Below are 11,480 nucleotides of genomic sequence, written 5' to 3' on the forward strand. Positions count from 1 at the left end.
TTTGCGACAAAACAAAGTCTATGACCATAAAAGAAATCCAGGACGCCATTGTAGATGAATTCTCCATGTTTGACGATTGGATGCAGCGGTATGAATATATGATCGAGCTGGGTAAGTCGTTACCTCTTATCGATGAGAAATATAAGACCGATGACAACCTGATTAAGGGTTGTCAGAGCAAGGTTTGGGTACACGCAGCACTGGATGGCGATAAGCTTGTTTTTACTGCAGACAGTGATGCGATCATCACCAAAGGGATCATTGCCATTCTTATCAGAGCATTCTCCGGGCAATCGCCAAAAGCCATCATGGAAGCCGATACAGCATTTATCGATGAGATCGGGCTTAAGGAACATCTTTCGCCAACAAGGGCAAATGGTCTGGTGAGCATGATCAAGCAACTGAAGATGTATGCCATAGCCTACCAAACACAACTTAATTAAACAGCAATGAGCGAAACAACTATAGATACTACCGAGTTGGGAGAAAAGATCGTTAAGGTGTTAAAGACCATTTACGATCCGGAGATCCCTGTTGATATATATGAATTGGGACTTATTTACGACGTTTTTGTAAATGAGGATCACGACGTAAAGATCCTGATGACCCTGACCACACCCAACTGTCCGGTGGCAGAAACCCTGCCTGTGGAAGTGGAGGAAAAGGTAAAAACCATTGAACAGGTAAAGGACGCTGAGGTAGAGATCACCTTTGATCCGCCATGGAGCCAGGACCTGATGAGTGAGGAGGCCAAACTGGAACTCGGGTTACTTTAATTCCGAAGCCCGATACAGGTGCACAGGAAATTTTAAACGGACTTCGGATTTCAGGTTATGGTGCGATTGTGCGAAGTAGTGCCACATCCTTTGAAATCCGGTTTCATCCCTTTCACAATTAACAGAATAGATATTTTTATTTTGGACGAAATCAGAAATCGCGTAGCAGAAAGCAAGCTGGTAACTTTTGATCTGGAAGACCTCTACCCGGAAGGGGAACGGGTACTTCTGGACATTAAAGACTGGCTTTATGAAGGCGTTTTGTTAAGGGAAAAAGAGTTCAGGGAAAATTTAAACGCGGTAGACTGGACAGCTTTTACCGGGAAATACGTGGCCTTGCACTGTTCTACAGAGGCCATTGTGCCGGCCTGGGCCTTTATGCTGATTGCCACTCATCTGGCTCCCTATGCGAAGAAGACCATTACAGGCAACCTGGAACAACTGGAGAGTGCCATTTATCAGGAAGCTATTGCAGATCTCGACCTGGAGTACCTGAGGGACCTTCCGGTTATAGTTAAAGGGTGTTCTAAAAAGCCTGTCCCCCAAAACGCATATCTTTTTCTTATAAAAAAATTGCATACGGTAGCGAAAACCATAATGTATGGGGAGGCCTGTTCATCTGTGCCTTTGTACAAACGTCGATAATTTGACGGATATTTCGTCTTTCCGAAGTTGTATTGATTATATTTAAGAAGTGATTCTTAGGGGTTTATCTCCTTTTCTAATGCTACACTATGAAACATTTCTTATTATTCATCCTGATGGGTGCCCTCACCTTATCTGTTCAGGGACAAACCGTGGAGGAGCTCAAAGCCCTTAAAGCCCAAAAACAGGATTCTCTTGATGCCTTACAAGGCCAGATCGACGACATTGATAAAAAAATTAAGGAATTTCCCGGCTGGAAATTTGGAGCAATTGCCACGGCAGGGTTCAATGTTTCCCAATTCAGTAACTGGTATGCCCAGGGTTCGCCAAACGTGAACTCCGGGAAGATCGGAGTTATTTTTAATGGGTTTGCGAATCTGGACCGGGAGAAGTTTTTCTGGCGAAATGCTGCCAATATCAATCTTCAGTGGATCAAGTTCGACGATAAGGACAATCCCGATGATGAGGATGGGTACCGGGAGGCTACCGATGTCTTCAATATTAATTCTCTGTATGGTTATAAACTAAATGAAAAGTTCGCCCTCTCCGCCATGGGAGAATACCGGACTACCATATTGAGTAATTTTAATGATCCCGGTTACCTGGACCTGGGGGTGGGGGGCACCTGGACCGCCATCAAGGATGAATTGGTCCTGGTGGTGCATCCGCTCAACTACAATTTCGTTTTCAGTGATGAAGATGATATTTTCACCTCATCTGCGGGTTGTAAGGTGCTGGCGGATTATACAAAAGCCATTGGAAAACTGAAGTTCAAGTCAAATTTTTCTGGATTTTTCAGTTATCGCGATTCCAATTACTCCAACTGGACCTGGACAAATACCCTGGGATATACTTTGTGGAAGAATATCGGTATGGGGTTTGAATTTGGACTGAGAGATAATAAACAGGAAGCCCTCAATTACGCCTTGAACACCCTGGATATCGCAGATGCAGATTATGACAATATCGACAATAACCTGCAGTCGTACTGGCTCTTTGGAGTGAACTACAGCTTTTAAAATATAGAAAAAGGCAGCCTTGAGGCTGCCTTTTTTATGAAGGGTCGATTTCTTCGTACTCGGGATAGAGAAAGTTATTATAGGGAAATCTCGTGATGTGAATATCCCGTACCGCCTGGTATACCCGTTTCCTGAATTCTTCCAGGTTTTCTTTATTCAGGGCAGAAATGAACAAGGCGTTATCTCCGATACGTCCCATCCAGGTATTTTTCCACTCTTCAAGGGTGAAATGGCGACTGGTTTTTTCGGTGATAAGGTCGTCTTCTTCTATGGTTTCATGCTCATAGGCATCGATCTTGTTAAAAACCATGATCGTAGGCTTATCCGCACTGTCAATCTCATCCAGGATCTTATTTACCGAGGCAATATGCTCCTCGAAATTGGGGTGCGAGATGTCTACTACATGAAGCAGGAGATCGGCCTCCCTTACTTCATCCAGGGTACTTTTAAAGGATTCCACGAGCTGGGTGGGAAGCTTTCTGATAAATCCAACGGTATCACTTAATAGAAAAGGCAGGTTGCCGATTACCACCTTGCGTACCGTAGTGTCCAGGGTGGCAAATAATTTGTTCTCCGCAAATACATTGCTCTTACTGATCACGTTCATCAGGGTCGATTTCCCGACATTGGTATATCCAATTAGGGCTACCCGGACCAGGGCCCCACGGTTCCCCCTTTGTGTTTCCATTTGCTTATCGATCTTGGCCAGTTTTTTCTTTAAAAGACTGATGCGGTCACGAACGATACGACGGTCGGTCTCGATCTCGGTTTCCCCCGGTCCGCGCATCCCAATACCTCCTCGTTGCCGCTCCAGGTGAGTCCATAGTCCGGCAAGGCGCGGCAGTAAATACTGATATTGCGCCAGTTCTACCTGGGTTCTTGCGTAGCTGGTTTGGGCCCTTTGTGCAAAAATGTCGAGTATCAGGCTCGTCCGGTCCAGAACCTTACAGCGCAGGATCCGTTCGATGTTCTTCTGTTGTGCTGGTGATAATTCGTCGTCAAAGATCACCGTTCCTACGTCATGCTCCTTAATAAACGAAAGAACCTCTTCCATCTTTCCGGAACCTATAAAGGTTTTGGGATTGGGAATCTCAATTTTTTGAGTAAATCTACCTACAACCTCGCCTCCTGCCGTATAGGCCAGAAATTCCAACTCATCAAGGTATTCCTTAGATTTTTCCTCATCCTGCTCCTGGTTGATCACCCCAATGAGCACAGCTTTTTCATAATCTAATGTCTTCTTTTCAAGCATATATAAAATTCTAATACAAAGGTACAGAAATGAAATTTTATCAGGAGAGAAAGAATTGCGGTCATTTCTATTGGTTTCCAGCTTCCCCGGAAGGTATAGGCAGGGTCATGGAGGGACTCCAAAGTTTCAGGCAGGGCCCCAAAGTATGTGATAAGGCATTTCTTACAAGAGAATGCTTGAGTCCGTTTAAATGCAAAAAAAGCCGATAAAATGTTTAATTGTTGTAGGAAATAGACTATTATTGTAGTGTAATTCTTAAAAAACCGATTCAAAACCCTGCATTTCATCGAAAAAGTAAGGGTTTTAATCAGAGATTGTAAGTTAAGTATTACATTGCTAGACCCCTTAAATCTGAAATTATGAATAACCACCGACGTAAGCTCTTACAAACGGCCAGTCTGGTCCTGTGGTTTCTACTAGGATCAAACATAGTTTTTTCACAAACTACTCAGGGGTCTTCTACCGGAGAATCTGCTTCGAAAAGCACCCTGAAGGGAATGGCTGCCAAATTTAAAAAGCGTGCCATAGCCAATAAAGCGGCAGCTGTTAAAAAAGCCCATATTCACGGATGGAAAATTGCCGAAGAGCTTGCCGGAGGTGGATTCAGGGAACTGCAACAGGTAGATGCCCAGGGAAACCCCATTTACAAAGTATCCTTTAATGACGTCATCGTAAAAACCAGTCGTTCCGAATTTCTGTCGAACGGACTGGAGTTTGATTTTGGAGTAGATGGAACCGACATGACCATAGGGGTATGGGACAGCGGAAAGGCATTACCGGAACATCAGGAATTTGACGATCGTTTTATTGCCGGGGATAACACACCCCGTATTAGTGGTCACGCCACCCACGTTTTGGGAACTGCCATTGCCTCCGGGGTAAATTCCAAGGCCAGGGGGGTAGCCTTTAATGCACGCGGGATGTCTTTTGACTGGAACCAGGATGAAGGGGAAGTAGCCGAACAGGCTGCCGAAGGCCTGCTTATCTCCAATCATTCCTACGGCTTAAGTGGAAGAAATCTTCCGGACTGGTATTTCGGGTCATACATTTACCAGGCCCAGGATTGGGATGAGATCATGTATGCTGCCCCGTATTACTTAATGGTTACTGCCGCCGGAAATACGCAACACCTCGGGTATAACGAAGCGCCATTGGAAGGCGATGCCAGTGAAGGATATGATCTTCTGCTTGGGTTTGCGGTGTCAAAGAATGGTCTTACCGTAGCTGCAGCGGATAATATTAAGGTAGATGGTAACGGGCAACTGCTTCAGGCAGATATTGCTTCTTTCAGCAATTTTGGTCCTGCCGATGACGGGAGAATTAAGCCTGACATTACCGGAGCAGGGGTTAATGTTCTATCCTCTTTTTCGGATAGTGAAGATAGTTACAGAACCCTTTCAGGAACCTCTATGGCTTCTCCCGGAGTGGCTGCATCCCTGTTACTTTTACAACAGTATCATTACCTTGCTTTCGGCACTTATATGAGAGCGTCTACCCTTAAAGGTCTGGCTTTGCATACTGCCGATGAAGCGGGTGAGACTCCTGGTCCTGATCCTAAGTTCGGCTGGGGGATTATAAACAGTAAACGGGCTTCTGAAGTGATTGAAGGAGCCGGGGTGAATACCAGGATCGAAGAGAACGAACTCAGGCAGGGCCGGGAATATGCCCTTACCGTTACCGCAATCGAAGGGGAGACACTGAGTGTTTCGCTAAGCTGGACAGATCCTGCATTTCCGTCTCATTTACACGGAACCGCCAACGATAATACTCCGGTTCTGGTGAACGATCTTGATATCCGTGTTACCAAAGATGGAGAAACCTATTTTCCCTGGAAGCTGAGTTTAAGTGATCTTCGCGGCGGGGCCGTGAAGGGAGACAATCGCGTAGATCCTTTTGAAAAGATCGAAATTCCCAATGCCAGTGGAGAATATACCATTGTCGTTTCTCATAAAGGAGAGCTGGCTAACACCTCTCAGGCGTATGCATTGATCGTTAGCGGCATTTCCGAAACAGGGTGCACGACCGTAGCTCCTGAAGCCGCGGTTGTTGATGAGGTTGGGCAGCACGAGGCGCTGTTGTCGTGGAATCTGGTGAATGACGCCTTTTATGAAGTGCGTTATAAACGTGCAGATCAGGAAACCTGGGAATCTAAAATGGTGTCAGAGGGCGAGATCCGTCTTTCCGGTCTTATAGAGAATACAGAGTATATGGTAGAAGTACGTTCACTTTGTTCGGAACTTCTGGCCTCTGAATATGGAGAAACCCTTGTGTTCATGACCAAGGATATTCCTCAGGAGGAGCCTGACCCGGAAACCGGGGAAGATACGCCCCCGGAAGACTCGGGGGATAATACCGCAGATCTCCCGGAAGGAGAGACAGGTATTTTCGATCCTGATGTAACAGATCCGGAGGGCATACGTGAAGCTGTTGATCCGGGCGAGGGTGTGCGCTTTCTGGATCCCGAAACGGGAGATGGAACGATCTCAGAAAATACAGATGGTATGACCTTCTCTCCGGAGGACCTGCTTTTGGTTAGAAATACCCAGGAACAAACCGTGTATATCCGGGGTGCTCAAAGCGCATTAGGCCCGTATTATATTGTGGATGCCGTGGGACGTATCGTCAAAACAGGTAGGGATGCCACCCAGCCGATATCCATATCCGAACTGAGTAGTGGATTGTATGTACTGGTGTTTGAAAAGAGCCAGGTGCTTAATCCCCACAAATTTATAAAGTAGTTATACATGCTTAATGGCCTCTTCTTCCAGGAGGGGCTCTCCTCTTAATTTGAGGAATACCTGGGCCGTGGCTATAACGTCTTTCTCGCAGTAGGTAACGATGCGATCCAAATCGTTTTCTTCATAATACACCTTGCTAACCATGCTGCCATCAATATCGTCTTTTGGCGATGGGATATTAAGCACATTCGTAAGTAACTTGAGAGAGGTATAGTGTTTAAAATCTCCGAACTTCCACAGTTCCATGGTGTCCAGATGGGGGATTTCCCAGGGTTTTTTTCCGAACAAATTGAGCTTTTCAGGAAGTTTAATCCCGTGAATAAGCATTCTTCTGGCGATGTAAGGAAAGTCAAACTCTTTAGCATTATGTCCGCAGAGTACCTTCTGGGGTCCGTAGTAATGGGTTTCCAGTAAATTCTTAAAAGCGGCCAGCAATTCGTATTCCTCTCCAAAAAAGGAGGTGGTTCTAAACTGTCTTTCCCCGCCTTTGGCTGTGAAAAAGCCAACAGAAATGCAAATGATCCGCCCGAACTCCGCCCAGATACCGGCTCGCTCATAGAACGCCTCTGCTGTCTGATCTTCCTTACGCTGATAGCGGGATTTTTGGTCCCATAACTCTTTTTTTACCGGGTCCAGTTCAGAGAAATCCGCGGTTTCAGGAACAGTTTCTATGTCCAGGAAGAGGATGTTGTCAAGGGGTATCTTATGGAGCATATTCCATCATTTTATAGGATTGGTCAATATAGCCATAGATATCTTCCCTAAAGGGATCATTTCCCTTTTTGGGCGCAGCCCTGTGACCCAGTCTTACGATAATGACGTTGTCTTCCGGTTGAACGATCACGTATTGTCCCAGGTGGCCCCGGAGCATGAAAAAGTCTTTTCCATTATGTTGGAGAAGCCATAGGCCGTATCCGTATTCCGGATCCTTTTCAAATCTCGGGGTTACTGAACGTTGTGCAAAGGATTCCGGAATCAGCTGTTTTCCTTTCCATGCACCAAGGTCTTTGTATAATTTACCGAACCTGGCGAAATCTCTTGCCGAAGCTGCTACACAACAGTAGGCCTTTTCCATCCCGGAAGTTTCACTGTCCAATTGCCACAATCCGTCATTTTCAGCTCCCATCGGCTTCCAGAAGTGTTCGGAGAGGTACTCTGCCAGAGGTTTTCCGGTTGCCTTTTCAAGGATCATTCCTAATAATTGTGTGTTTCCACTGAGGTATTTAAAACCTGTTCCGGGCGATTCCACCACCTTCAGATCGCGAATCACCGGGCGGAGTTCCTTATCGAAATATGCCCTGGTTGTAACGGAAAAAGGGGAATAATACGATTCGTCCCAATCCAATCCACTGGACATGGACGAAAGATCACCAACAGTGAGTTTGGATGCAATGCCTTGCGAAAATTCCGGAAAAAAATCCCCTACGGGCTGCTCGAGACCTTTGATACTGCCCTCCAGTATTGCACTGCCAAGCATGGCAGATACAAACGATTTTGCCATAGAAAAGGAATTGCTTTTACTGTGCTCATCGTATCCTTCAAAATACTGTTCGTGCCATAGGCTGTCGTTCTTAATGATCAGAAATGCCACGGTACCGTAGCTGTCATGGAGTTCCTGAAGTTGTCCGGTAGGATTTGCTTTGTTATAGTCCTCATGTATTGGCCAGAATTGCGGTTGCTCCGGAGCGGCTATAGTTCTGTTGTCGAAGTGTTTGTAGTCGTCCAGGTAGGCGGTTTTATGGCCGCGCAGGTAGGTCACGTTAATGGCAGTGAGCAGGTAGTCAAAGTTAAAGACGTACAGCGCAATAATAAGAATAAACAGTCCTGAAAGAAGGTATTTGAGGACTTTGATGAGTAATTTCATAGCAAGGGTGAGATTGAATATACGGCTAAATATAGAAAAATAATCTGCTTAAAATAGACGTTGCTGTTTTACCGGCTGCTCGTGCTCCAGAAGCCATTGCTTCACCTGTAGTCCCCCGGCATAGCCTGTAAGGGAGCCGTCACTGCCGATTACCCGGTGACATGGAATGATGATCCAGATGGGGTTGCGACCGTTTGCGGAAGCTACCGCCCTTATGGCTTTCATATTACCGAGAGATCGGGAAAGATGAGAATAGGATAGGGTACTCCCGAATGGGATTTCGGTAAGGGCTTGCCAAACGGATTGCTGAAAAGGCGTGCCCTCAGGATTCAGGTTCAGGGTAAAAGTCTTCCTTTCGCCACGGAAGTATTCATGGATCTGCCGGGCGGCTTCTTCAAGACAGGACGGCAGCGAGGTAGGTTTCGCATGCTTTCCTGTGAGACGGAATCCACTGACTCCCTTCTCGCAACCTTCAAGTATTGCAGATCCCAATGGGGTGTCAATTATGGCCTGCTGCTTCTTCATTGTTTGGCTCCGAAGGATTATCTATAATGCCCATGCGCTCTGCCCTGATCTGCCAATTGCGGCGGGCGAGCAGCTGCAGATCTTCCACGTTATCGCTCTCATCAACGATTTCCAGTCCTAAAAGGGTTTCAATAATGTCTTCCATGGTAACCAAACCGCCAATAGAACCATATTCGTCCACCACAAGCGCAATGTGATCTTTGTTGTCGATGAATTTTTCAAAGAGGTTAGGAATCGGAATGTTCCTTTTTGCAATTAAAATTTCCCTTCTCAGGGAGCTCAGCTTCTCTTTCCCATTCCCGTTGATCATTTCTTCCAGGACCTGGTCTTTGAGTACGAACCCGGTAATGTTGTCGGGCTTATCCTGGTAGATCGGGATCCGGGAGAAGCGCAATTGCGGATTGGCTTTAAAAAACTCTTCAATGCTCTGGTCTTCTGAGGCGGTTTTCATGACCGTTCTCGGGGTCATAACGTCTTTGGCTTCGATCTGGTTAAATCGTACGAGATTTTTGATGACCTTGGATTCAGACTCTTCAAAAACACCTTCTTCATGGGCAATATCTGCCATGGCGGTAAAGTCTTCCCGTTGAAACACCGAGGTATGGGCGCCCCTGCCACCTATGAGTTTGGTGGTGAGCTGCATAAACCAAAGAATACCGGTGTATTTAAGCGGAATGATCAGCAGGGTGAGCATTCTGGCCGTAAAATTGGCGAGTTGTTTCCAATAGGTTGCTCCCAGGGTTTTAGGAATGATCTCTGAAACCACAAGGATAAGAAAGGTCATGACCGCAGAAACCACCCCCACGATGTTGATCCCCCACAGGTCGATCTTAAAAGGAAGTTTTTCTGCCTGTACCCCCACCAGTATGGCACCCACGGTATGGGCAATAGTATTCAGGGTAAGAATGGCAATGAGGGGTTGGTCCACATCCTTCTTTAATTTCTCCAGGGTGTATCCGTAACTTTTCCCTTCCGACTTTAAGACGTTGACATAGGTGGGCGTGATACTTAGGAACACCGCCTCCAGTATGGAACATAGAAATGAGATAAAGATGGAAAGCAGGGCGTATAAAATGAGTAAGGTCATTTGACTGTTAGTTGCTTTCCAGCTAATTTACTAATAAAATAGTGATTTTATCCTACCAACCGCTATATCGGGGAGGTTCAATGTTCATCAGGTTCAGGTAAACGATTAGCTGACCCCGGTGATGGGTAACATGGTCCTGTAAGAGGTTCATGATTTGAAGCCTGGTTTTAGGCCCGGCGAAGAATTCTACTTTCTCTGCAAGTGCTGCGGTATTTGCCTGGGCCACAAGGGTGTTGACCACGGTAAAACTTTCCTCCAGCATATCCAGTAATTCGGCCTTATTCGCGGGTACCGATTTGGAGTCGGGCACCTCCATACCTTCAGGATTAAAATAGGTATTGCCCAGCCAAAGCATATTAGCCCTTATATGCAGTAATTGCTCTTGTACAGACATCTGTCTTTCTGTAGGCCTGTAGTTAAGGGAATCATCCGGGATACGGGCTGCCAGTTCCAGTAAATATTGGGCAGAATGTTGCCATTTTTCAAGGAATGCATCCTGGAGTATGGTTTCCTGTGCGAAGCTGTTCATAGAGAGCATTATAAAAAGGAGAAGGGAAAGAAGGGAAGTTCTCAAAGGTTAAAGTATTTGGTTAGAGTAATTTTGCAATATCCTTGGCGAAGTAGGTGGCAATAATGTCCGCTCCAGCCCTTTTAATGGCTATGGCCTGCTCCATCATTACGGCATCGTGATCCAGCCATCCCTTTTCTGCAGCTGCCTTGATCATGGCATATTCTCCACTTACCTGATAAACGGAAACGGGAACCGTAACCTGGTCTTTGATCTCCCTTACGATATCGAGGTAGCACAGGCCTGGTTTGACCATCACCATATCGGCGCCTTCTTCAATATCCATGAGCGTTTCTCTTATGGCCTCCAGGCGGTTGGCCGGATCCATCTGGTAGGTCTTTTTATCTCCGAAACCGGGAGCAGAATCCAGGGCATCCCTGAACGGACCATAGAACGCAGAAGCATATTTGGCGCTGTAGGACATGATGCCGGTGTCGTGAAAACCGGCCTCTTCCAGGGCGCTTCGCATGCCGAAAATTCTTCCGTCCATCATATCACTGGGCGCTACAAAATCGGCCCCGGCACGGGCATGGCTCACAGCCATCTCAGACAATACCGCTACGGTGGGGTCGTTCACGATCTTGCCGTTCTCGACAATGCCGTCATGGCCATATGAGGAATAAGGGTCCAGGGCAACGTCGGTAAACACATGCATTTCCGGCTGGGAGTCTTTTACCGTTTTTATGGCTCTTTGCATTAATCCATCTGCATTCAGGGCCTCTGTTCCTTTGTTGTCTTTCAGGTGGTCGGGAACTTTAACAAAAAGAAGTACAGAGCGAAGGCCAAGTCTGTATAGTAATTTTATCTCATCCTTTAATAGGTCAAGACTGTAGCGATAATAGCCGGGCATGGAAGCGATCTCCTCTTTTACCTGCTTTCCTTCGGTAATGAACAAAGGCACCATAAGGTTGGCAGGCACTAGAACGGTTTCCCTGACCATCGAACGGATGGCGTCTGTGGTTCTCAGTCTTCGGTTTCTTCGCAACGGATACATAGGATGTGTTTT

The 11,480-nt window shown here is 46.3% G+C and carries 12 protein-coding genes; 5 read left to right on the top strand and 7 right to left on the bottom strand.

Annotated elements, in window-relative coordinates; all coding sequences use genetic code 11:
* Positions 1 to 20: 20 nt before the first annotated feature.
* The 4 genes from K7R11_RS02265 (at position 21) to K7R11_RS02280 (ending at position 2,440) form a co-directional block, all read left to right on the top strand.
* Positions 21 to 443, top strand: coding sequence for a SufE family protein (locus K7R11_RS02265; RefSeq protein WP_224488321.1), 423 nt, complete (start codon positions 21 to 23; stop codon positions 441 to 443).
* A gap of 6 nt (positions 444 to 449) precedes the next feature.
* The gene (locus K7R11_RS02270; RefSeq protein WP_224488323.1) at positions 450 to 776 is read left to right on the top strand and encodes an SUF system Fe-S cluster assembly protein; all 327 of its coding nucleotides are present in this window, start codon (positions 450 to 452) and stop codon (positions 774 to 776) included.
* A 138-nt stretch (positions 777 to 914) separates the two neighbouring features.
* Positions 915 to 1,421, top strand: a complete 507-nt coding sequence (locus K7R11_RS02275) for a DUF2480 family protein (protein ID WP_224489130.1) — start codon at positions 915 to 917, stop codon at positions 1,419 to 1,421.
* 89 nt (positions 1,422 to 1,510) lie between these two features.
* On the top strand, positions 1,511 to 2,440 hold the full coding sequence (locus tag K7R11_RS02280; protein WP_224488324.1) for a DUF3078 domain-containing protein: 930 nt from the start codon (positions 1,511 to 1,513) through the stop codon (positions 2,438 to 2,440).
* A 34-nt stretch (positions 2,441 to 2,474) separates the two neighbouring features.
* Here K7R11_RS02280 and hflX read toward each other — a convergent pair whose 3' ends face one another.
* Positions 2,475 to 3,692: a GTPase HflX gene (hflX, locus tag K7R11_RS02285; protein ID WP_224488325.1), complete on the bottom strand. Its 1,218-nt coding sequence runs from the start codon at positions 3,690 to 3,692 to the stop codon at positions 2,475 to 2,477.
* 359 nt (positions 3,693 to 4,051) lie between these two features.
* Between hflX and K7R11_RS02290 the strand changes: the two genes are divergently transcribed.
* Positions 4,052 to 6,430, top strand: coding sequence for a S8 family serine peptidase (locus tag K7R11_RS02290; RefSeq protein WP_224488326.1), 2,379 nt, complete (start codon positions 4,052 to 4,054; stop codon positions 6,428 to 6,430).
* Here the strand turns inward: K7R11_RS02290 and K7R11_RS02295 are convergent, their stop codons facing one another.
* The 6 genes from K7R11_RS02295 to hemB are packed head-to-tail and all read right to left on the bottom strand — an operon-like array spanning position 6,431 to position 11,468.
* Positions 6,431 to 7,144 (bottom strand): 3'-5' exonuclease, encoded by a 714-nt coding sequence (locus K7R11_RS02295; RefSeq protein WP_224488327.1) that lies wholly within the window; start codon positions 7,142 to 7,144, stop codon positions 6,431 to 6,433.
* Positions 7,134 to 8,294, bottom strand: coding sequence for a serine hydrolase domain-containing protein (locus tag K7R11_RS02300; RefSeq protein WP_224488328.1), 1,161 nt, complete (start codon positions 8,292 to 8,294; stop codon positions 7,134 to 7,136). Before K7R11_RS02300 ends, K7R11_RS02295 begins: the two co-directional genes overlap by 11 nt.
* 48 nt (positions 8,295 to 8,342) lie before the next feature.
* Positions 8,343 to 8,819 (bottom strand): methylated-DNA--[protein]-cysteine S-methyltransferase, encoded by a 477-nt coding sequence (locus tag K7R11_RS02305; protein ID WP_224488329.1) that lies wholly within the window; start codon positions 8,817 to 8,819, stop codon positions 8,343 to 8,345.
* Positions 8,794 to 9,906, bottom strand: coding sequence for a CNNM domain-containing protein (locus K7R11_RS02310; RefSeq protein WP_224488331.1), 1,113 nt, complete (start codon positions 9,904 to 9,906; stop codon positions 8,794 to 8,796). Before K7R11_RS02310 ends, K7R11_RS02305 begins: the two co-directional genes overlap by 26 nt.
* A 52-nt stretch (positions 9,907 to 9,958) precedes the next feature.
* Positions 9,959 to 10,480, bottom strand: a complete 522-nt coding sequence (locus K7R11_RS02315) for a DinB family protein (RefSeq protein WP_224488333.1) — start codon at positions 10,478 to 10,480, stop codon at positions 9,959 to 9,961.
* A gap of 16 nt (positions 10,481 to 10,496) precedes the next feature.
* Complete coding sequence (gene hemB, locus K7R11_RS02320) at positions 10,497 to 11,468, bottom strand: porphobilinogen synthase (protein ID WP_224488335.1); 972 nt, start codon at positions 11,466 to 11,468, stop codon at positions 10,497 to 10,499.
* Between the last annotated feature and the right edge of the window lie 12 nt (positions 11,469 to 11,480).

This window comes from Robertkochia flava (assembly GCF_020166515.1).
GTDB classification, from domain to species: Bacteria; Bacteroidota; Bacteroidia; order Flavobacteriales; family Flavobacteriaceae; genus Robertkochia; species Robertkochia flava.

Coding starts and splice junctions, on each gene's coding strand:
- K7R11_RS02270 (WP_224488323.1), top strand. CDS start 450: ATGAGCGAAACAACTATAGATACTACCGAGTTGGGAGAAAAGATCGTT.
- K7R11_RS02290 (WP_224488326.1), top strand. CDS start 4,052: ATGAATAACCACCGACGTAAGCTCTTACAAACGGCCAGTCTGGTCCTG.
- K7R11_RS02310 (WP_224488331.1), bottom strand. CDS start 9,906: ATGACCTTACTCATTTTATACGCCCTGCTTTCCATCTTTATCTCATTT.
- K7R11_RS02265 (WP_224488321.1), top strand. CDS start 21: ATGACCATAAAAGAAATCCAGGACGCCATTGTAGATGAATTCTCCATG.
- K7R11_RS02300 (WP_224488328.1), bottom strand. CDS start 8,294: ATGAAATTACTCATCAAAGTCCTCAAATACCTTCTTTCAGGACTGTTT.
- hemB (WP_224488335.1), bottom strand. CDS start 11,468: ATGTATCCGTTGCGAAGAAACCGAAGACTGAGAACCACAGACGCCATC.
- K7R11_RS02305 (WP_224488329.1), bottom strand. CDS start 8,819: ATGAAGAAGCAGCAGGCCATAATTGACACCCCATTGGGATCTGCAATA.
- K7R11_RS02295 (WP_224488327.1), bottom strand. CDS start 7,144: ATGCTCCATAAGATACCCCTTGACAACATCCTCTTCCTGGACATAGAA.
- K7R11_RS02280 (WP_224488324.1), top strand. CDS start 1,511: ATGAAACATTTCTTATTATTCATCCTGATGGGTGCCCTCACCTTATCT.
- hflX (WP_224488325.1), bottom strand. CDS start 3,692: ATGCTTGAAAAGAAGACATTAGATTATGAAAAAGCTGTGCTCATTGGG.